This is a genomic window from Azospira sp. MPR-LB4, assembly GCF_058809525.1.
On the sequence record NZ_CM179521.1, the window covers coordinates 2,012,436 to 2,032,310 of the forward strand.

At 65.4% G+C, this 19,875-nt stretch carries 17 protein-coding genes, 1 other RNA gene and 1 riboswitch; of the genes, 6 read left to right on the forward strand and 12 right to left on the reverse strand.

Annotated features, from left to right (window positions below; genetic code table 11):
• The first annotated feature begins 307 nt into the window (after window positions 1-307).
• Window positions 308-784: a VOC family protein gene (locus tag AC3QLZ_RS09435; RefSeq protein WP_014235627.1), complete on the forward strand. Its 477-nt coding sequence runs from the start codon at window positions 308-310 to the stop codon at window positions 782-784.
• 80 nt (window positions 785-864) lie between these two features.
• Here the strand turns inward: AC3QLZ_RS09435 and AC3QLZ_RS09440 are convergent, their stop codons facing one another.
• Window positions 865-2,739 (reverse strand): diguanylate cyclase, encoded by a 1,875-nt coding sequence (locus tag AC3QLZ_RS09440; protein WP_014235628.1) that lies wholly within the window; start codon window positions 2,737-2,739, stop codon window positions 865-867.
• Between the two features lie 96 nt (window positions 2,740-2,835).
• Here AC3QLZ_RS09440 and AC3QLZ_RS09445 point away from each other — a divergent pair, with 96 nt between their 5' ends.
• Complete coding sequence (locus AC3QLZ_RS09445) at window positions 2,836-3,939, forward strand: FimL-related protein (RefSeq protein ID WP_014235629.1); 1,104 nt, start codon at window positions 2,836-2,838, stop codon at window positions 3,937-3,939.
• A 131-nt stretch (window positions 3,940-4,070) separates the two neighbouring features.
• Window positions 4,071-4,271: a hypothetical protein gene (locus AC3QLZ_RS09450; RefSeq protein ID WP_014235630.1), complete on the forward strand. Its 201-nt coding sequence runs from the start codon at window positions 4,071-4,073 to the stop codon at window positions 4,269-4,271.
• 87 nt (window positions 4,272-4,358) lie between these two features.
• Here AC3QLZ_RS09450 and accC read toward each other — a convergent pair whose 3' ends face one another.
• Genes accC through scpA form a run of 4 tightly spaced genes read right to left on the reverse strand, consistent with a single transcriptional unit; the run spans window position 4,359 to window position 11,154 of the window.
• Complete coding sequence (accC, locus tag AC3QLZ_RS09455; RefSeq protein WP_014235631.1) at window positions 4,359-6,350, reverse strand: acetyl-CoA carboxylase biotin carboxylase subunit; 1,992 nt, start codon at window positions 6,348-6,350, stop codon at window positions 4,359-4,361.
• 20 nt (window positions 6,351-6,370) lie between these two features.
• Window positions 6,371-7,903 carry an acyl-CoA carboxylase subunit beta gene (locus tag AC3QLZ_RS09460; RefSeq protein WP_014235632.1) on the reverse strand — a complete coding sequence of 511 codons (1,533 nt, stop codon included), beginning with the start codon at window positions 7,901-7,903 and terminating at the stop codon, window positions 6,371-6,373.
• Between the two features lie 47 nt (window positions 7,904-7,950).
• Window positions 7,951-8,979: a methylmalonyl Co-A mutase-associated GTPase MeaB gene (meaB, locus tag AC3QLZ_RS09465; protein WP_014235633.1), complete on the reverse strand. Its 1,029-nt coding sequence runs from the start codon at window positions 8,977-8,979 to the stop codon at window positions 7,951-7,953.
• Between the two features lie 9 nt (window positions 8,980-8,988).
• Window positions 8,989-11,154, reverse strand: a complete 2,166-nt coding sequence (scpA, locus tag AC3QLZ_RS09470) for a methylmalonyl-CoA mutase (RefSeq protein WP_014235634.1) — start codon at window positions 11,152-11,154, stop codon at window positions 8,989-8,991.
• Window positions 11,155-11,484: 330 nt separating this feature from the next.
• On the opposite strand from scpA, the gene AC3QLZ_RS09475 reads away from it, so the two are divergent.
• Together AC3QLZ_RS09475 and AC3QLZ_RS09480 are read left to right on the forward strand one after the other, a co-directional pair.
• The gene (locus tag AC3QLZ_RS09475) at window positions 11,485-12,141 is read left to right on the forward strand and encodes a GntR family transcriptional regulator (RefSeq protein ID WP_014235635.1); all 657 of its coding nucleotides are present in this window, start codon (window positions 11,485-11,487) and stop codon (window positions 12,139-12,141) included.
• A 75-nt stretch (window positions 12,142-12,216) separates the two neighbouring features.
• Entirely contained in the window at window positions 12,217-12,993 is a 777-nt protein-coding gene (locus AC3QLZ_RS09480; protein ID WP_014235636.1) for an enoyl-CoA hydratase/isomerase family protein, read from the forward strand.
• Window positions 12,994-13,087: 94 nt separating this feature from the next.
• Here AC3QLZ_RS09480 and AC3QLZ_RS09485 read toward each other — a convergent pair whose 3' ends face one another.
• From AC3QLZ_RS09485 to AC3QLZ_RS09515, 7 genes are all read right to left on the reverse strand, one after another.
• Window positions 13,088-14,761, reverse strand: a complete 1,674-nt coding sequence (locus AC3QLZ_RS09485; protein WP_014235637.1) for a cation acetate symporter — start codon at window positions 14,759-14,761, stop codon at window positions 13,088-13,090.
• Window positions 14,761-15,081, reverse strand: a complete 321-nt coding sequence (locus tag AC3QLZ_RS09490) for a DUF485 domain-containing protein (RefSeq protein ID WP_014235638.1) — start codon at window positions 15,079-15,081, stop codon at window positions 14,761-14,763. Before AC3QLZ_RS09490 ends, AC3QLZ_RS09485 begins: the two co-directional genes overlap by 1 nt.
• Before the next feature lie 244 nt (window positions 15,082-15,325).
• Entirely contained in the window at window positions 15,326-16,129 is an 804-nt protein-coding gene (locus tag AC3QLZ_RS09495) for a sulfite exporter TauE/SafE family protein (RefSeq protein ID WP_014235639.1), read from the reverse strand.
• Entirely contained in the window at window positions 16,119-16,574 is a 456-nt protein-coding gene (locus tag AC3QLZ_RS09500; protein WP_232058798.1) for an EVE domain-containing protein, read from the reverse strand. The genes AC3QLZ_RS09495 and AC3QLZ_RS09500 overlap by 11 nt, the downstream gene beginning before the upstream one ends.
• Window positions 16,575-16,660: 86 nt before the next feature.
• Window positions 16,661-16,840: non-coding RNA, 6S RNA (gene ssrS / locus AC3QLZ_RS09505), on the reverse strand.
• A 37-nt stretch (window positions 16,841-16,877) separates the two neighbouring features.
• Window positions 16,878-17,207 carry a cell division protein ZapA gene (locus tag AC3QLZ_RS09510; RefSeq protein WP_014235641.1) on the reverse strand — a complete coding sequence of 110 codons (330 nt, stop codon included), beginning with the start codon at window positions 17,205-17,207 and terminating at the stop codon, window positions 16,878-16,880.
• Window positions 17,204-17,407, reverse strand: a complete 204-nt coding sequence (locus AC3QLZ_RS09515; protein ID WP_014235642.1) for a coiled-coil domain-containing protein — start codon at window positions 17,405-17,407, stop codon at window positions 17,204-17,206. The genes AC3QLZ_RS09510 and AC3QLZ_RS09515 overlap by 4 nt, the downstream gene beginning before the upstream one ends.
• A gap of 142 nt (window positions 17,408-17,549) precedes the next feature.
• Window positions 17,550-17,760, forward strand: a riboswitch (cobalamin riboswitch).
• Between the two features lie 132 nt (window positions 17,761-17,892).
• Here AC3QLZ_RS09515 and AC3QLZ_RS09520 point away from each other — a divergent pair.
• The gene (locus AC3QLZ_RS09520) at window positions 17,893-19,857 is read left to right on the forward strand and encodes a TonB-dependent receptor family protein (protein ID WP_014235643.1); all 1,965 of its coding nucleotides are present in this window, start codon (window positions 17,893-17,895) and stop codon (window positions 19,855-19,857) included.
• Window positions 19,858-19,875: the final 18 nt, after the last annotated feature.

Sequence of the window (19,875 nt, forward strand, 5' to 3'; positions counted from 1 at the left end):
CGCCTGCCGGCAGCAACGGCGATTGCCATCACTTCCGGGTCCGCCCGGTTACAGAGGGAAGCGGAGCACCTGCGGCGGCGGGGCTCCGCTTTTTTTTTTCGCGCCCCATCGTGCCGGACAGGTGGCGTGAGGCGGCCTCCTCCTCCGTCCGCCCGGGGCCGGTGTCCGCCCTGGAGCATGGTCCCGGGAGCCCGCCCGGGCTCCACCCCGGATTCCGGCCCCGAGTACCGCTCGCCCCTCTCCCTGGGCGGCGGTCCGCTCTGTATAATTATGTATTTTTAATTCCACCGATTTCAGGAGCCTCTCCATGTCCCAGCGTCCCTTCAAAGTTCTCGGCATCCAGCAGATCGCCATCGGCGGCCCTTCCAAGGACAAGCTGAAGACCCTGTGGGTCGACATGCTGGGCCTGGAAGTCACCGGCAATTTCGTCTCCGAGCGGGAAAACGTGGACGAGGACATCTGCGCCATGGGCAAGGGCCCCTTCAAGGTCGAAGTGGACCTGATGCAGCCCCTGGACCCGGAAAAGAAGCCGGCGGTGCACACCACTCCCCTCAACCACGTGGGCCTGTGGATCGACGACCTGCCCAAGGCCGTGGAATGGCTGACGGCCAACGGCGTGCGCTTCGCCCCTGGCGGCATCCGCAAGGGTGCAGCCGGTTTCGACATCTGCTTCCTGCACCCCAAGGGCAATGAGGAATCCCCCATCGGCGGCGAAGGCGTGCTGATCGAACTGGTGCAGGCTCCCGCCGAAGTGGTGGACGCCTTCGCCAAGCTGGCCGGCTGAGCAGCGCCGCCCCCAGGCTTCCGCAATGAAAAAGGCCGCCCGCGGGCGGCCTTTTTCACGTTCACGCTGCCCGCAACGTCCTACTGGCCCACCTGACGGAAGGTGTTGCGGCCGGCCCGCTTGGCTTCGTACATGGCCTCGTCGGCCCGCCTGAGCAGGGTCTGGGCGTCCTCCCCGTCCTCCGGATAGAAGGCCAGGCCGGCGCTGGCGGAGACCAGCAGTTCCCGCCCCTCCAGCACCACCGGCCGGCTCATTTCCGCCACCACCTTGGCCGCCACCTGGCGCCCGTCCTCCACCGCCGCCAGATCCTCCAGCACCAGCACGAACTCGTCGCCGCCCAGGCGCGCCACCGTATCCACCGCCCGCACCGAGCGTTGCAGGCGGTCCGCCAGCACCACCAGCAACTGGTCGCCCACGGCATGGCCATGCTCATCGTTGATCGGCTTGAAGCCGTCCAGGTCGATCAGCAGCAGGGCCAGACGGGTGCCGTTGCGCCGCCCCACCGCCAGACCGTGGCTGATGCGGTCGTCGAGCAGCAGACGGTTGGCCAGCCCGGTCAGGGGATCGTGCCGCGCCATGCGCTGCAACTGCTGCTCGTTGGCCAGCAGGCGATCGTTGGCGGCGGCCAGGTCCCGGGTCCGCTCCGCCACCCGGGCCTCCAGCAGTTGCTCATTGCTGCGCAGGGCATTGACCAGGTCCTGCTTGCTGTGGAGAGCCTCGCCCTGGGCCAGTTCCCGAGCCAGGCGCTCGGCCTGGATGCGGTCGGCCAGGGCAAAGGAGAGCAGCAGCATCTCCAGGGCCGAACCGATCTGCATGCCGTAGGAAGTGAACAGGGTGGTGGGCAGCCAGCCCAGGTTGCGCAGGGCCATCATGCCCACGCCCACCAGCAGCAGGGACCAGGCCAGGAGGAAGTAGCGGGCCCCCGGGTGGCGCCGCAGCTGGGCATGGACGCCCACCGCCACGGCCACGGCGGAAAAGGCGGCGCCCAGCAGGGAGGTGAGGATGGCGGCCCAGCGGTAAGGCAGCAGGACCGGACCCAGGGCGGCCACGGCAAAGCCGGCGGCCAGGGCCAGGATCAGCTTGTCGGCCCGGGGATTGCTATGCCGGGTATTGAGGAAGAGGCGGGTAAAAATGGCGCCGAAGAAGCCGGTGGCGGCAAAGCCCGAGGGCAGGGCCACATTGCCCCAGGCGGGGAAGGCCGGCCAGATGTATTCGTTGCCCAGGCCGTTGAGGGACAGCTGGCCCACCGCCATGCTCACGGCGAAGGCCACATAGACCAGGTAGATGCGCTCCCGCAGGGCGAAGAAGAGCAGCAGGTTGTACAGACCCAGGGCCAGCAGCATGCCGTAGTAGAGGGAGAAGCCGGCGTAGGCGTCCTGGTTGTGCAGGCGAAAGGCATCCGGCGTCCACAGGGTCAGGGGCAAAGTCAGGCTGCCCTCCGACTCCACCCGCAGATAGAGGGCGAGGGACTCGCCGGGTCCCAACTCCAGGGGCAGCACCAGATTGCGGTTGGGATAGGGGCGTTCGGCAAAGGGCAGGCGGTCCCCGGTTAACTGGTAGTCGACGCGGCCGTCGGCCCGGGGCAGGAACAGCTCCACCCGGTCGAGGGAGGGAAAGGCGATCTCCAGCAGCCACGGGCTGGAACGCTGCAGGCGGGACTCCAGGGGAATGCGCAGCCAGAAGGCGGAGGAGGAATAGCCGAAGTTCAATTCGCCCAGGGCATGGGCCGGCGCGAAGCGGCCTGCGGCGGCGGCCTGCCGCACGGCGGCCAGATCGAGCTTGCCGCCCGGGTCTTCCAGCACTTCCACGTGGGGCACCAGGGCAAAGCTGCCGTCGTCCTGATCCAGCACCAGGGGATGGGCCCGGACGACGGCAGGCAGCAGGAGCAGAAAAAACAGGAGGGCCTGCCACAGCAAGGCCGGGCGGTCTCTGGGAGCCGAGGGGGAGTGGAACACGGATGTCTCCGCTTGTATTTATGCCCGCATTCTAACCACAGACGTCCCCGGGCAGAGGAGTAAAATGCCCCATCCACCGATCCTTCCGCCCCTGCCATGAGCGTTGCCCCGCCCTCCCCCTCCCAGCGTCAGGCCCGCAGCCGTTACCAGCGAGGCATGCTGGCCTGGTTGCAACAGCCGGGGGACCCGGCCGGACTGCCGGAGATGCGGGCCGCGGTGCGCCACCTGGAAGCCTCCGCCGGCGGCGACTTCGCCCCCTTCTGGCACAGTGCCGAAGTGTTCCTGCGCGCCATCTCCGACGGCACCCTGGCAGTGGATGCGGAATCCCGCCGCCTCTGCGCCCGCATCGACCTGCAGATGCGGGCCGCCCTGAATGGCAGCGAAGCCCCCGAGGGCGGCCTGGCCGAGGAACTGCAGCAGTGCATCCGCCAGGGTGCCGGCCAGCTGCCGCCGGTGACCGAACTGATTTCCCTGATGGCCAAGCCCGAGGCCCCGGACCTGGACGCTGAGGCGGTAGCTGCCTGGAGCGCCGCCGGCAACGCCGCAGTGGCCGCCTGGAACGGGCGCGGCAGCGGCGATCTGGCGCCCTTCCGGCGGGCCCTGATCGACCTCTGCGCCGCCGCCATGAGCCTCAACCTGCCGGAGACCCTGCACCTGGCCGAATCCCTGGCCGGCGTCGGCGACCTTCTCGACGCCCCGGAGGCGGCCGAGGACCCCTACCTGCGCGCCGCCATCGCCGCCGCCCTGGAACTGCTCGGCGACACCCGGGACCTGGGCCTGCCGGTCTTCGCCGAACGGGTGGCCCACGTCGCCCAGCGCCTGGCCGAATGCCGGGAAAGCCAGCGTCCCGCCGTCTCGCCCACCCTGCTGCGCCTCTTTGCCGGCGAAATCGGCGAGCAGGCAGCCCTGATGAGGGAGGAACTGGCCTGCCTGGAGCCGGATGGAGAAGCCCTGGCCGAATCGGCCCACTGCCTGGCGGACCACGCCGCCCACCTGGAACTGGACAGTGCCGAAGCCCTGGCCCAGGGTCTGGCGGCGGCCATCGTCCGGGCCCAGGCCGGCCACGGTTTCGACCACCCGGAAGTCCGCGAGGCCCTGGAAGCGGCCCTGGCCGAACTGGACACCATGGCCGACTTTCTCCTGGTGGCCCAACCCCTGCCCGAAGCCACGGACATCCTGGAAATCCTGGCCCAGGTCTGACGCGGCACCGCGTCTGCCGCCACCGGCCTCCCTCCCTCGCCGTAATATCCATGTAAGCAACAGGGTATTTACTGGCCTTGCCGGCCCGCCGCCAGACGGCGCAGGCGGGCAGCCAGTCCAGGGAGAAAAAAATGAACCAGATGCCGCTAGTACCGCCCGGCAGGGACACCCTGCCCAGGATCGAACGCCTGTTGCGCCGCGAGCTGGCGCTGTTCTTCACCCTGTGCGCCCTCCTCGGCGCCTTCCTGGCCTACGGCGCCCTGCGCACCCTGGCCTCGCCCTCCGCCCCGCCCCATCCCGTGCTGCAGGCCCGGGCCGACGTCCGGCCATAAAAAAAGGGCCGGTAGAACCGGCCCTTGGGCAATCCTGCCGCCGTCACCTGAGGGCGACGGCGGGCGGGATGAGGCGGCAGCAGCCGCTTATTCGAACTCGATGATGATTTCGTCCACCGACAGGCTGGAGCCGGCGGTGACGGAGATCTTCTTCACCTTGCAGTCCTGTTCGGCCTTGAGGATGTTCTCCATCTTCATGGCTTCGATGACGGCCAGCTTCTCGCCGGCCTTCACTTCCTGGCCGACGGCGACGGACACTTCGCGCAGCAGGCCCGGCATGGGGGACAGCAGGAACTTGGAGAGGTCGGGAGCGGCCTTTTCCGGCATGAGGGCCAGCAGTTCGGCGGCGCGGGCGGACATCACCATCATGTCGGCGCGGGTGCCCCAGTGGAACAGCTGGTAGGTCATGCGGTGGCGTTCCACCTGCAGGGTGAATTCCTCGCCGTTGCAGGTACCGTTGAACAGGGACTGACCCTGGCGCCAATCGGAGAGAAGCTCGTACTTCTCGCCGTTGTAGGTCACCAGATAGCCGCCCTCGATGGGCTTGGCCACCACGGGGTGACGTTCGCCGTTGCGGATCACCACCCACTCGTCGCCCACCTTGCGCTCGTGGCCCGGCAGCTGGCCGGAAACCTGGGCGGCGCGGTCGATGTAGCGGCGATGCACGAAGGCGGCGACGCCGATCAGCAGGGCCGGATCGTCGTGGGGCACCATGGAGGCGTCGAAGCCCTTCGGGTATTCCTTGGCGATGAAGCCGGTGTCGAAGATGCCGGACTGGAAGCGGGCGTGCTGCATCAGGGCGGCCTGGAACGGGATGTTCGAGGAGATGCCGCGGATGACGAAGCCGTTCAGGGCGTCACGCATGCGGGCGATGGCCTGCTCGCGGGAAGCGCCGTGCACGATCAGCTTGGCGATCATGGAGTCGTAGTACATGGAGATTTCGCCGCCGTCGTAGACGCCGGTATCCACACGCACCTGACCATCCACTTCGGCCGGCGGCTGGAACTTCACCAGGCGGCCGGTGGAGGGCAGGAAGCCGCGGAAGGGGTCTTCCGCGTTGATCCGGCACTCCATGGCCCAGCCGTTGATCTGCACGTCGGCCTGGGTCAGGGGCAGCTTCTCGCCGTAGGCGACGCGGATCATCTGTTCCACCAGGTCGAGGCCGGTGATCAGTTCGGTGACGGGGTGCTCCACCTGCAGACGGGTGTTCATCTCCAGGAAGTAGAACTCCTTGGTGGCGCCGGAGACCACGAACTCCACCGTACCGGCGGATTCGTAATTCACGGCCCGGGCCAGGGCCACGGCCTGCTCGCCCATGGCCTTGCGCATTTCCGGGTCGACGAAGGGGCTCGGCGCCTCTTCGATGACCTTCTGGTGCCGGCGCTGGATGGAGCAGTCGCGCTCGTTCAGGTACACGTAGTTGCCGTGGGAGTCGCCCAGCACCTGGATTTCGATGTGGCGGGGTTCCAGCACGTACTTCTCGATGAAGACGCGGTCGTCGCCGAAGGAGTTGCGGGCTTCGTTGACGCAGGAGGAGAAGCCTTCGTGGGCTTCGGCGTCGTTGTAGGCCACGCGCAGGCCCTTGCCGCCGCCGCCGGCGGAGGCCTTGATCATCACTGGGTAGCCGATCTTCTTGGCGATTTCCACGGCGGCGTCGGGGCCGTCGATGGCATCGTTGTAGCCGGGGATGGTGTTGACCTTGGCTTCGATGGCCAGCTTCTTGGACTCGATCTTGTCGCCCATCTTGGCGATGGAGTAGTGCTTGGGACCGATGAACTTGATGCCTTCCTCTTCCAGACGGCGGGAGAACTCGGCGTTCTCGGAGAGGAAGCCGTAGCCGGGGTGCACCGCCTCGGCGCCGGTCTGCTTGCAGGCGGCGATGATCTTGTCGGCGACCAGGTAGGATTCCTTGGAAGCGGCCGGGCCGATGCAGACGGCTTCGTCGGCCATCTCCACGAACAGGGCGTCCTTGTCAGCCTCGGAGTAAACGGCGACAGTCTTGATGCCCATCTTGCGGGCGGTCTTGATGACGCGGCAGGCGATTTCGCCGCGGTTGGCAATCAGGATTTTCTTAAACATGTTTTAGTCCTTCCCGTCGCTTACAGCGGAATGTTGCCGTGCTTGCGCCACGGGTTGTCGAGTTTCTTGTCACGCAGCATGGCCAAGGAACGGCAGATCCGCTTGCGGGTCTCGTTGGGCATGATGACGTCGTCGATGAAGCCACGGGCACCGGCCACGAAGGGGTTGGCGAACTTGGCCTTGTATTCGGCTTCGCGCTCGGCCAGCTTGGCGGGGTCGTTCTTCTCTTCGCGGAAGATGATTTCCACGGCGCCCTTGGGGCCCATCACGGCAATTTCGGCGCTGGGCCAGGCCAGGTTCACGTCGCCGCGCAGGTGCTTGGAGGACATCACGTCGTAGGCGCCACCGTAGGCCTTGCGGGTGATCAGGGTGACCTTCGGCACGGTGCATTCGGCGTAGGCGTAGAGCAGCTTGGCGCCGTGCTTGATGATGCCGCCGTATTCCTGGGAGGTGCCGGGCATGAAGCCGGGCACATCCACCAGGGTCACCACGGGGATGTTGAAGGCGTCGCAGAAGCGCACGAAGCGGGCAGCCTTGATGGAGGACTTGATGTCCAGGCAGCCGGCCAGCACCAGGGGCTGGTTGGCGACGATGCCGACGGGGTGGCCATCCATGCGGGCGAAGCCGGTGATGATGTTCTTGGCGTAGTCCGGCTGGATTTCGAAGAAGTCGCAATCATCAACCATCTTGATGATCAGTTCCTTCATGTCGTAGGGCTTGTTGGCGTTGTCCGGCACCAGGGTGTCGAGGGAGAAGTCCAGACGCTCGGCAGGATCGTTGGTCTTCTGCACCGGGGGCTTTTCCCGGTTGTTGGCGGGCAGGAAGTTCACCAGGCGACGCAGGTAGTTCAGGGCTTCCACGTCGTTCTCGAAGGCCAGGTCGGCCACACCGGACTTGGTGGTGTGGGTCACGGCGCCGCCCAGTTCCTCGGCGGTCACTTCTTCGTGGGTCACGGTCTTCACCACTTCGGGACCGGTGACGAACATGTAGGAGGAATCCTTCACCATGAAGATGAAGTCGGTCATGGCCGGGGAATACACGGCGCCGCCGGCACAGGGGCCCATGATCATGGAGATCTGGGGGATCACGCCGGAGGCCATGACGTTGCGCTGGAACACGTCGGCGTAGCCGCCCAGGGAGGCAACGCCTTCCTGAATACGGGCGCCGCCGGAGTCGTTCAGGCCGATCACGGGAGCGCCGACCTTCATGGCGTGGTCCATGACCTTGCAGATTTTCTCGGCGTGGGTCTCGGAGAGGGAGCCGCCGAAGACGGTGAAGTCCTGGGAGAAAACGAAGACCAGACGGCCGTTGATGGTGCCGTAGCCGGTGACGACGCCGTCACCCGGGTTCTTGGTCTCGGCCATGCCGAAGTCGGTGCAGCGGTGCTCCTTGAACATGTCCCATTCCTCGAAGGAATCGGGATCGAGCAGCAGCTCGAGGCGTTCGCGGGCGGTCAGCTTGCCCTTCTTGTGCTGGCTGTCGATGCGCTTCTGGCCACCGCCGAGGCGGGCGGCTTCGCGCTTTTTCTCCAGCTCGTGAATGATGTCGTGCATGTGGACTTCTCCCAATGGGTCGAAACAGGGTCGAAAGGTTTGAAACGTTATTCGGATGGCGAATCGGTTCGCAGGTCGCCCAACAGCTTGTAAGCCGCCGCGGCCGGCGTGGTGCGGCCCTGGGTCACCGCTTGGGTGAGCCCGGGCAGGTCCCGGCGCACCGCCGGGTGGTTACGGAAATACTGGCGCAGGCCGGAATCGATCAGGCTCCACATCCAGTCGATGGACTGGCGCTGGCGCCGGGCCTCGAACTCGCCGGTGGGCGTCAGGGCCTGGCGGTACTTTTCCACCTGGGCCCAGAAGTCGCCGATGCCTTCCTTGTGCAGGGCCGACAGGGTGATCACCGGCGGCGCCCAGTTGGGGCTGGCGTGGCGCAGCATGTGCAGGGCGTTGTTCCACTGGGCCCGCACCACCTGGGCGGCCCGGGGGTCGATGTCGGCCTTGTTGATGACCACCATGTCGGCGATCTCGACGATGCCTTTCTTGATGGCCTGCAGGTCGTCGCCGGCATTGGGCAGCTGCAGCAGGCAGAACATATCCACCATGCCGGCCACCGTGGTCTCGGACTGGCCGACGCCGACGGTCTCGACGATGATCACGTCGAAGCCGGCGGCCTCGCACAGCAGCATGGCTTCCCGGGTCTTTTCGGCGACGCCGCCCAGGCTGCCGGCGGAGGGGGACGGCCGGATGAAGGCCTCCTCGCGCTGGCACAGGGTTTCCATGCGGGTCTTGTCACCCAGGATGGAGCCGCCGGAGACGGAGGAGGAAGGATCCACCGCCAGCACGGCCAGGCGATGGCCCCGTTCGATCAGGTGGATGCCCAGGGCTTCGATGAAGGTGGACTTGCCGGCGCCGGGGACGCCGGAAATGCCGATGCGGATGGCCTTGCCCGTGTGGGGCAGAAGGGAGGCGAGCACCTGCTGGGCCCGCACCTGATGGTCGGCCCGGCTGGACTCGATCAGGGTGATGGCCTTGGCCAGGGCCCGGCGCTGACGCGCCAGGACCCCGTCCACCAGGGCCTGGTCGGCCCCGGCGAGGGAGTGCTGCCCCACCGTGGAGGCTTCCGACATCTGCATCGTCAAGGCTTAGCCGCGGGACTTGCGGATTTCTTCCAGAACGCGCTTGGCGGAATCTTCGATTCGGGTACCGGGGCCGAAGATAGCCTTGGCGCCTGCGGCGTAGAGGGTATCGTAATCCTGGGCGGGAATGACGCCGCCGGCGAAGACGATGATGTCGTCGGCGCCCTGTTCCTTGAGGGAGTTCACCAGGGCCGGCAGCAGGGTCTTGTGACCGGCGGCCAGGGAGGAAACGCCGATGGCGTGCACGTCGTTTTCCACGGCCTGGCGGGCGGCTTCTTCCGGGGTCTGGAAGAGGGGGCCCATGTCGATGTCGAAGCCCAGGTCGGCGAAGGCGGTGGCCACCACCTTGGCGCCACGGTCGTGGCCGTCTTGGCCCAGCTTGGCGATCATGATGCGGGGGCGACGGCCTTCTTCTTCGGCAAACTTGGCGATGTCGGCCTTGATGGATTCCCAGCTTTCCTGTCCTTCCACGACGCCTCCATAAACACCGGAAATGGTCTGGTTGTTGGCGCGGAAGCGGCCGAAGACCTTTTCCAGGGCATCGGACACTTCGCCCACGGTGGCGCGCAGGCGGATGGCCTTGACGCTCAGGTCCAGCAGGTTGCCCTCGCCGCTCTCGGCGCACTGGGTCAGGGCATCCAGGGCGGCCTGCACGGCGGCGCTGTCGCGGCTGGCGCGGATCTTCTTCAGGCGGGCGATCTGGGCTTCGCGCACGGCGTGGTTGTCGATGTCCAGAATGTCGATCTGGTCTTCCTTGGCCAGCTTGTACTTGTTCACGCCGACGATGACGTCCTTGCCGGAGTCGATGCGCGCCTGCTTGTCGGCGGCGCAGGTTTCCACCTGCATCTTGGCCCAGCCGGATTCCACGGCCTTGGTCATGCCGCCCATGGCTTCGATTTCCTGGATGATGCTCCAGGCCTTGTCGGCCATGTCCTGGGTCAGCTTTTCCATCATGTAGGAACCGGCCCAGGGGTCCACCACGTTACAGATGTGGGTTTCTTCCTGGATGATGAGCTGGGTGTTGCGGGCGATGCGGGCGGAGAATTCCGTCGGCAGGGCGATGGCCTCGTCCAGGGCGTTGGTGTGCAGGGACTGGGTGCCGCCGAAGACGGCCGCCATGGCCTCGATGGTGGTGCGCACCACGTTGTTGTACGGGTCCTGCTCGGTGAGGGACCAGCCGGAGGTCTGGCTGTGGGTCCGCAGCATGAGGGACTTGGCGCTCTTGGGATTGAACTGGCTCATGATGCGGTGCCACAGCATCCGGCCGGCGCGCATCTTGGCGATTTCCAGGTAGAAGTTCATGCCCACCGCCCAGAAGAAGGACAGACGGCCGGCGAAGGCGTCCACATCGAGGCCGGAGGCGATGCCGGTGCGCACGTACTCCATGCCGTCAGCCAGGGTGAAGGCCAGTTCGATGGCCTGGTTGGCCCCGGCTTCCTGGATGTGATAACCCGAGATGGAAATCGAGTTGAACTTGGGCATGTGCTGCGCGGTGTAGCCGAAGATGTCGGAGATGATCTTCATCGACGGCTTGGGCGGATAGATATAGGTGTTGCGGACCATGAACTCCTTCAGGATGTCGTTCTGGATGGTGCCGGACAACTGTTCCTGGGAGACGCCCTGCTCTTCGGCGGCGACGATGTAGCCGGCCAGGATGGGCAGCACGGCGCCGTTCATGGTCATGGAAACGGAAATCTTGTCGAGGGGGATGCCGTCGAAGAGGATCTTCATGTCCTCGACGGAATCGATGGCCACGCCGGCCTTGCCGACGTCGCCCAGGACCCGGGGATTGTCCGAGTCGTAGCCGCGGTGGGTGGCCAGGTCGAAGGCCACGGAAACGCCCTGGCCGCCGGCTGCCAGAGCCTTGCGGTAGAAGGCGTTGGATTCTTCAGCGGTGGAGAAGCCCGCGTACTGGCGGATGGTCCACGGCCGCACGGCGTACATGGTGGCCTGGGGGCCGCGCAGATATGGGGCGAAGCCGGGCAGGGTGTCGGCGTAGGGCAGGTCCTCCACGTCCTTCTTGGTGTACAGTGGCTTGACGGTCAGGCCTTCCGGCGTGATCCAGTTGAGCGCATTGACGTCGCCGCCGGGAGCGGACTTGGCGGCGGCCTTGGCCCAGGCGTCCAGGTTGTCGGAATTGGGCAATTGGGGCTTGGATGCGTCGGCAGACATGTCAGACCTTTCTCGGTACACCCGCCGCATGCCAGAGGCGCTGCGACGGCTAGATTTTCGATTCTACGCCGCCCAAACAGGCGGCGGGGAAGGGCTTGCTAAGGGAGCGCCGGCAGCCATGAACCCGCTTCTCGGCCAGCTTGACATCCCGAACCCTGGATAATACTGTATCCATAATTATGAATGCAATACTTGCCAACTGGGCTATAATTGCGCCCTGCTTGCGGCTTGCGTAATGCTTGGCTTATTACGTAACGCATAGGGCAAAGACACCAGACTCTGCGTCCGGATTTTCTATATCCTGCTGAATTTCTGTCCCACCGATCGTTCATGAACGCCATCCGTATCGCCCAGCCCGCCCTCTACGAAGAAGTGGCCGAGCGCCTGCGTCAGCGCATCTTTTCCCATGAACTGCCGCCCGGCACCTGGATCGACGAACAGGCCCTGGCCGAAGACTACGGCATCTCCCGCACCCCCCTGCGCGAGGCCCTGAAGGTGCTGGCCTCCGAAGGCCTGGTGACCCTCAAGCCGCGCCGCGGCTGCTACGTCACCGAGCTGTCCGGGGGCGACATCCAGGAAATCTTCCCCATCATCGCCATGCTGGAAGGCCGTTGCGCCTTCGAGGCCACCCAGAAGGCCACCCCGGCCGACGTGGCCCGCCTGCAGGCGATCCAGGACATCCTGGAAAAGGCGGCCGCCACCGGCAACATTCCGGCCTACTTCGAGGCCAACCAGAATTTCCACCTGACCCTCTGGGAAATCGCCGGCAACCGCTGGCTGCTGCAGGTGATCCAGGATTTGCGCAAGGTCCTCAAGCTGACCCGCTACCAGTCCCTGTCCGTGGACGGCCGCCTGAAGAAGTCCATGGAAGAACACCGGGAACTGCTGGCCGCCATCACCGCCAAGGACCCGGAGCTGGCCGAGAAGGTCATGAAGAGCCACCTCATCGCCGGCAGCGAAGCCATGGCCAAGGCCACCAGCCGCTGAACCGCACCCGCCGCACACCCCGGGGCTGCCTGTGCAGCCCCTGTTTTTTTCCACTCCCGCCTTGAAAGAACCGCCATGTCCGGACGCATTCTCGTCTCCCGTGACGGCGACATCGCCACCGTCACCCTCTCCAACCCGGAGAAGCTCAACGCCGTTAACTACGCCATGTGGTGCGACCTGGCCGCCGCCATGGCCGAACTCTCGGCCGACTCCAGCCTGCGCTGCGTCGTCCTCGCCGGTGCCGGCGAAGCCTTCGCCGCCGGCGGCGACATCGAGGAATTCCTGGTCAAGCGCACCAACCTGGAACAGGCCCTGCACTACCACGACAAGGTGGGCGCTGCCCTGGATGCGGTGCGCGACTGCCCCCACCCCACCGTGGCCCTGATCCGGGGTGCCTGCATCGGCGGCGGCCTGGAGATCGCCGGCAACTGCGACCTGCGCATCGCCGGCGAAGGAGCCAAGTTCGGCGCCCCCATCAACAGGCTGGGTTTCTCCATGTATCCGGGCGAGATGTCCGGCCTGCTGGCCCTGGCCGGTCCCGCCGTGATGTCCGAGATCCTGCTGGAAGGGCGCATCCTCTCTGCCGCCGAGGCCTACGCCAAGGGCCTGCTGACGCGGGTGGTGGCCGATGCCCAGCTGGAGGACGAAGTCACCGCCACCGCCCGCCGCATCGCTGCCGGCGCTCCCCTGGTGGCCCGCTGGCACAAGCAGTGGATGCGCCGCCTGGCTTCCGGCGCGCCCCTGACCCAGGAAGAAAAGGCCGCCTCCTTCGCCTTCCTCGACACCGCCGACTACAAGGAAGGCCTGGACGCCTTCCTGGCCAAGCGCAAGCCCGCCTTCAAGGGCTGCTAATCAACAAACTGCGCTGGCCGCCGGCAACGGCAAAAAGAAAAAGCCCCGGGAAACTCCCGGGGCTTTTTTATGACGCTGACGCTGCAGCTGGCGCTTAGTGGTTGCTGGCGCCGGCGGCACCCAGACCGGTCTGGGCACGCACGTACTGGTCGTCGAAGGCTTCGATCTCGCGCTTGGCCTGGGCGCTGGTATCCAGCTTGGAGACCACGAAGGCGATGAGGAAAGCCAGGGGCATGGAGAACAGGGCCGGCTGGTCGTAGGGGAAGATGGCCTGGGCCTTGCCCAGCACGGTCACCCACACGGCCTTGGACAGCACCACGAAGACCACGGCGGCAGTCAGGCCGCAGATGGTGCCGGCGATGGCGCCCTTGGTGGTCAGGCCCTTCCAGTACATGGAGAGGATCAGCACCGGGAAGTTGGCAGAAGCAGCGATGCCGAAAGCCAGGCCGACCATGAAGGCCAGGTTCTGCTTTTCGAACATGATGCCCAGGCCGATGGCAGCCAGACCGATGAAGATGGAGGCGATCTTGGACACCTTCAGCTCGGAACCGCCCTTGGGCTTGCCCTTGCAGATCACATTGGCGTAGATGTCGTGGGAGATGGCGGAAGCGCCGGCCAGAGCCAGGCCGGAAACCACGGCTAGGATGGTGGCGAAGGCCACGGCGGAAAGGAAGCCGAGGAAGATATTGCCGCCGACGAACTTGGCCAGGTGCATGGCCACCATGTTGCCGCCGCCGATCATCTTGCCGCCGACGTTGCCGCCTTCGAAGAACTCGGGGTTGGTGCCGACCAGAACGATGGCGGACATACCCAACAGCACCACCACCAGGAAGAAGAAGCCGATGAAGCCGGTGGCCACGAACACGGACTTGCGGGCCTGCTTGGCATCCGGCACGGTGAAGAAGCGCATCAGGATGTGGGGCAGGCCGGCGGTGCCGAACATCAGGCCCAGGGACAGGGACACGGCATTGACCGGATCGGCCAGCAGGGAACCCGGACCCATGATCTTGGTGCCGTCCTTGTGCACTTCGGTGGCCTTGGTGACCAGGGTTTCGAAATCGAAGCCGAAGTGGGACATGGCCAGCAGCATCATCAGGGTGCCGCCGCCAAGCAGCAGACAGGCCTTGATGATCTGCACCCAGGTGGTGGCGATCATGCCGCCGAAGGTCACATAGACCATCATCAGCACGCCCACCACTACCACAGCCACCTCATAGTCCAGACCGAAGAGCAGCTTGATCAGCTGGCCGGCACCGACCATCTGGGTGATCAGGTAGAACAGCACCACGGTCAGGGAGGAGATGGCAGCCACCGTCCGTACCTTGCTCTGGTCGAGACGGTAGGAGGTGATGTCGGCAAAGGTGAAGCGGCCCAGGTTACGCAGGCGCTCGGCCATCAGGAACAGGATGATGGGCCAGCCGACGAAGAAGCCGACGATGTAGACGAAACCGTCATAGCCCTTGGCGAACACCATGGAGGTCAGACCCAGCAGGGTGGCGGCGGACATGTAGTCGCCGGCAATGGCCAGGCCGTTCTGGAAACCGGTGATGCCGCCGCCGGCAGTGTAGAAGTCGGCGGTGGACTTGGTGCGGTTGGCGGCCCAGTAGGTGATGCCCAGGGTGGACAGCACGAAGGCCACGAACATGGCGATGGCGGCCACGTTCAGGGGCTGCTTTTCAGCCTCGCCGACGGTACCGGGACCGGCATAGGCGGCACCGGCGGCCAGCAGCAGGCCCAGCAGGGGCAGGAAGCGGGACAGGTTACGCATTATTGGGCCTCCTTGGTGGCTTCCTTGATCAGTTCGGCGTTGATTTCGTCGAACTTGCCGTTGGCGCGATGCACGTAGAGGCCGGTCATGACCCAGAACAGCAGCATCATCAGGGCGGCGATGGGCCAGCCGATGGTGGCGATACGGCCTTCGCCCAGGGGCGAGGCCAGCAGGGTGGGATTGAAGGCGACCACGGCCATGAAGCCGTAGTACAGGATCAGGACCACGGCAGACAGGGTCCAGGCGAAGCGGCTGCGGGTGGCAACCAGCTTGTCGAACTTCGGATTGTTGCGAATCCGTTCGTAGGCAGCGCTGCTCACGAGTGTTCTCCTCAGTTTGAGTATTTGTTTAGGTCGGCAGAAAAAGACCGACTCCCCCTCTACCCAGCCCTCCCGGCGGGTTTTCCCCAATGTGGGAAACCCGTATTGCGTCCGGGAACGGACATGGATTACGCAATGATATAACAGTTACGCAAATTTCCATACCCGCCCGTATGTCGCGGCGCAAAAACAAAAAAGGGCCCGCAGGCCCTTTCCATATGCATCAAGGTCGGCAAGCCGCCATCTACATGACGCCATGCAACATCTTGGCTGCCAGCAGCACCAGCACGCCGGCGAAAATCCGCTTCAGGGTCGCCACCGGCAGGCGATGGGCCAGACGCGCCCCCACCGGGGCCGCCACCACGCTGCCCGCCATCACCCACAGCAGGGCCGGCAGATAGACGTAACCAACGCTCCAGGCCGGCAGGCCGGCCTCGCCCCAGCCGTTCCAGATGTAGCCCAGGGTACCGAAGAAGGCGATGGGCAGGCCGAGGGCCGCCGAAGTGCCGATGGCGTTGCGCACCGGCACGTTACACCAGGCCAGGTAAGGCACCGTCAGGGAGCCGCCGCCGATGGCCACCAGGGAAGAGAGGGCGCCGATGACCCCGCCCGCCAGCCCCAGGCCGGCCGGGCCGGGCAGTTCCCGGTGGGGTTTCGGCTTGAAGTTCAACGCCATCTGCAACGCTACGCAGGAAATGAAGCAGGCAAAGAACAGGGCCAGGCCCTGGGTGGAAATGCGGGCGGCGAGCTGGGTGCCCAGCACGGTCCCCACCAGCACCCCCGGGGTGAAGGAGCGCAGCGTGTCCCACATCACGGCGCCATGCTGGTGGTGGGTGCGCAGACTGGAAATGGCGGTGAAGATGATGGTGGCCATGGAGGTGCCGAGGGCCAGGTGCAGCATCTGCTCCGGCGGGAACTGCTGGCCGGCGAAGATCATGGCCAGCAGGGGCACCATCACGGCGCCGCCGCCGATGCCCAGGAGGCCGGCCATGAAACCGGCGAAGAGGCCCAGACCCACATAGGCCAGCCACCAGAAATCAAAAAACATCGTTCAGCTCCATCAACTTGCGGGTAATGAATTGCCACTCTTCCGCCGTCACCGGGGTGATGGACAGGCGGCTCCCCTTTTGCAGCACTCCCATGGCCGCCAGGGCCGGATGGCACCGCAACTCGGTCAGGGCCACGAAGCGCCCGCGGGCGACGAAGGCCACATCCACGTTGAGCCAGCGGGGCTGCCCGGGCGAGGATTTGGCATCGAAATAGGGACTGGCCGGATCGAACTGGGTGGCATCGGCGTAGGCAGCGGACGCCACCTGGCCCAGGCCGGCAATGCCCGGCACGGCACAGCCGGAATGGTAGAAGAGCACGCCGTCGCCCAGCTTCATGGCATCGCGCATGAAATTGCGGGCCTGATAGTTGCGCACGCCGAACCAGGGCACCCGGCCGAGACGGGCCAGGTCGTCGATGGACACTTCGTCCGGCTCGGATTTCATCAGCCAGTAAGCCATGGGCGAACAGGGGAAAAGAGGGGCCACAAAAGGAAACAGCGCGGTGGATTGCTCGCACCGCGCTGCTGTATTAGGCCCCCGCCTGTGCCGTTAGGCCGGCATCCTGAACCTGAGTTCAGAGTGGTCGCTTGCCGTCCGCATCAGGTGCACCCGACGAAGGGCGCTCACAACAGCGGATGAGTGGTTCGCGGCCGATGCCAATTAGCATTGGTTCAAGGAATATATGGCCTTGACGAACACCGCAGGGGACAATCGGCGGAAACTTTTGCTGGTGCGGCCAAGAAGGCTTCAGAACAAGGGTTCCTGGCCTTGGAGGGCCGCGTCCAACTGTGTTTCCATGGCTCCGATTCTACGCTGAAAGTCAGGGCCGTCAACGGGGGTTTCAGGATTTTCTGCGGGGCTCTCCGCCTTCCCGGCGGAAAGCAGTTCGTGGGCGATATTCAGGGCCGCCATGACCGCCACGCGCTCGGCGGCGGCAGTCTTACTCTTGGCTGCGATGTCCTGCATCTTGCGGTCCACATAGGCGACAGCAGCCAGCAGCGCTTCCTGTTCGCCGGGCGGACAGGCCACCCGGTATTCGCGGCCGAGGATGGCCACGTCGATGAAATTGCCGCTCATGCCTTGCACTCCTCCGGCAACTGCTCGGCCAGCGCCTCGAGGCGGACACGGGCCGTCTCCATGCGCTCGACCAGACGCAGGCGCTCGTCTTCCGCGCTGGCCAGTCGGGCGCGCAGTTCCTGGTTCTCGGCCCGCAGGCTGTGGCAGAGGTTGACCACCTGCGCCACCTTGCCCTCGAGGGCATCTAATTGCTTAGTCATAGGCGCGAACTATAGAGGCCAAAAACACGCAAGGTCAAGGACTAAGACCATATTTTGAATGTGTTTTATGCCAAAGCGCCCAGGCGCCGGCCTCGCCATACAGGCAGGTATGGAGTACCATCCGCCCCCGTTGTTCCACTAGGGACAACGCTCCGCGTCAGGTGCCGCGGGAGGAGTCCTCCTCCGCGGTTAAACGGGAAACAGGTGCGCGCCGCCAGCAGCGGCGCAATGCCTGTGCTGCCCCCGCAACGGTAAGGAAGTGCGGGTCCATCACGATGCCACTGGGTCACCCCCGGGAAGGCGATGGATCAAGACTTCCGAGCCCGGATACCGGCCTGAACGGAATTCGCGGAAGCGTCGCGGGGAAGCGGCAAGACTGGTCTGTCCAAAAAGCACTCCTGATCCGAAGGTTCCCTGCCCGCGTCCAATTACCATCGGCGACGGTGCTGCGGGATGCGCATCGTTGCCATGCAGGAGTCACTCCCATGCGCCGTTCCCTGTTATCCACCGCCCTGACCGCTGCCTTTGCCCTGCCTGCGACCGCGGCCCTGGCGGAGGAAGCCTCGCTCCAGTCCGTCATCGTCACCGCCACCCGTTTCTCCGAGGCCGATTGCCGTACGGCAGCCAACATCAGCGTCATTTCCCGGGAAGACATCGAGAAGACGCCAGCCACCAATCTGACCGACCTGCTGGCGACCCGGGCCGGCATCAACGCCATGCCGATCTACGGCCCTCTGGGCCTGGACGCGACGGTGGACATGCGCGGCTTCGGCTCCACCGCCACCAGCAACACCCTGGTACTGCTGGACGGCCAGCGCATCAGCCCCACCGACATGGGAACCATCATCTGGTCCTCCATTCCCCTCACCGGCATTGAGCGCATCGAGGTGGTACGCGGCTCCGGCACGGTACTCTACGGCGACGGAGCCACCGGCGGCGTCATCAACATCATCACCGACAAGTCCGGCAAGCCCCGGGCCTCCATTACCGCCACCGCTGGCTCCTTCGGCTACCGAGGCCTGGACGGCAGCTTCGCCGGTGGCAATGAGCACCTCTACGGCAATCTGTTCGTGCGCAGTGCCAGCCTCGACGGCTACCGCCAGAACAGCCAGCAGGACCAGCAGGCTGCCAGCGGCCGCGTAGGTTTGAAGCTGGAGCGGGGCGAGGTCTTCTCAGATTTCGCCGTATACAAGGAATCCTCCGGACTCCCCGGCAATCTGCTGCAGGCGACCTACGAAAACGATCCGCGTAACAGCCGCAAGCCCTACGACACCCAACGCCGTGACGGCTATCGTGTCCGCCCTGGTGTGGCCTATGCCCTCTCCGACAAGGTGGACCTGGAGACGGAAGTCAGCTTCGAACACCAGACCCTCAACACCGACCTCGTCTCTTCCAACTGGAAGAGCGAGCGCATCCGCGACACCCTCTCCTTCACCCCGCGCCTGCGCATCAACCACGGTCTCGGAACACTGGGCAGCGAAACCACGGTGGGGGTGGATTACTACGACGCCAAGGTCACCTCCACCAACCAGAACGGCCCCAACCAGCGCGCCACCCAGAAAAGCAGCGCCTTCTACCTGCAGAACCTGACCAACCTCACCTCCGCCCTCAGCCTGACCCTGGGCGCCCGCCAGCAGCGCATGAAGCAGAGCGCCTACCAGGATGCCTATCCGGCCTGGTTTCAGCCCGGCATGGACGGCAGTGCCAGCCGCACCCGTTCCGCCTACGACCTGGGCCTGACCTACGGCAGCGGCGCCTGGCAGTTCTTCGGCAAGACCGGCACCACCTTCCGCTTCGCCAACCTGGACGAGCTCTTCGGCTACGACAACCTGGCCTTCCGTCCGGTGTTCGCCGGCGACCTCAAGCCCCAGCACGGCCGCACCAACGAAATCGGCGCCCGCGTTGCCCAAGGCTCCTGGTCGGCCCGAGCCGCCCTCTTCCGCACCACCCTGAGCGACGAAATCGGTTACGACGCCAGTGCCGGTGCCAACGTCAACCTGGACCCCACCCGCCGCCAGGGCCTGGAAACCGAGGCGGACTGGAAGCTGAGTTCCAGCGTCAGCGCCAAGATCAGCTACACCTATCTGGATGCCACCTTCCGCAGCGGCACCTATGCCGGCAAGCGGGTGCCCCTGGCCCCGACACACCAGGGCAGCATCCTGCTCACCTGGGACGGCGGCAGCATCGGCCAGTACGGGGTCCTCACCCGCATGGTCGGCAAGCGGGCCTACGGCAGCGATTTCAACAACAGCCACGGCGACCTGGCCGGCTACGCCACCCTGGACCTGCAGGCTTCCTGGAACTTCAAGCCCTGGACCCTGAAGGCCCAGATCGCCAACGCCCTGGACCACAAGCATGCTGCGTTTGCCGGCTATTCCAGCACGGCCGGTCACTACTATTACCCGACCGACGGGCGCGCCCTGTTCGTCTCCGGGCGTTACGATTTCTGACCGACTGTTCTGCCTGAC

Coding starts and splice junctions, on each gene's coding strand:
- AC3QLZ_RS09515 (WP_014235642.1), bottom strand. CDS start 17,407: ATGACTAAGCAATTAGATGCCCTCGAGGGCAAGGTGGCGCAGGTGGTC.
- AC3QLZ_RS09520 (WP_014235643.1), top strand. CDS start 17,893: ATGCGCCGTTCCCTGTTATCCACCGCCCTGACCGCTGCCTTTGCCCTG.
- AC3QLZ_RS09435 (WP_014235627.1), top strand. CDS start 308: ATGTCCCAGCGTCCCTTCAAAGTTCTCGGCATCCAGCAGATCGCCATC.
- AC3QLZ_RS09495 (WP_014235639.1), bottom strand. CDS start 16,129: ATGTTTTTTGATTTCTGGTGGCTGGCCTATGTGGGTCTGGGCCTCTTC.
- AC3QLZ_RS09510 (WP_014235641.1), bottom strand. CDS start 17,207: ATGAGCGGCAATTTCATCGACGTGGCCATCCTCGGCCGCGAATACCGG.
- AC3QLZ_RS09445 (WP_014235629.1), top strand. CDS start 2,836: ATGAGCGTTGCCCCGCCCTCCCCCTCCCAGCGTCAGGCCCGCAGCCGT.
- AC3QLZ_RS09485 (WP_014235637.1), bottom strand. CDS start 14,761: ATGCGTAACCTGTCCCGCTTCCTGCCCCTGCTGGGCCTGCTGCTGGCC.
- AC3QLZ_RS09480 (WP_014235636.1), top strand. CDS start 12,217: ATGTCCGGACGCATTCTCGTCTCCCGTGACGGCGACATCGCCACCGTC.
- accC (WP_014235631.1), bottom strand. CDS start 6,350: ATGTTTAAGAAAATCCTGATTGCCAACCGCGGCGAAATCGCCTGCCGC.
- AC3QLZ_RS09450 (WP_014235630.1), top strand. CDS start 4,071: ATGAACCAGATGCCGCTAGTACCGCCCGGCAGGGACACCCTGCCCAGG.
- meaB (WP_014235633.1), bottom strand. CDS start 8,979: ATGCAGATGTCGGAAGCCTCCACGGTGGGGCAGCACTCCCTCGCCGGG.
- scpA (WP_014235634.1), bottom strand. CDS start 11,154: ATGTCTGCCGACGCATCCAAGCCCCAATTGCCCAATTCCGACAACCTG.
- AC3QLZ_RS09460 (WP_014235632.1), bottom strand. CDS start 7,903: ATGCACGACATCATTCACGAGCTGGAGAAAAAGCGCGAAGCCGCCCGC.
- AC3QLZ_RS09500 (WP_232058798.1), bottom strand. CDS start 16,574: ATGAAATCCGAGCCGGACGAAGTGTCCATCGACGACCTGGCCCGTCTC.
- AC3QLZ_RS09475 (WP_014235635.1), top strand. CDS start 11,485: ATGAACGCCATCCGTATCGCCCAGCCCGCCCTCTACGAAGAAGTGGCC.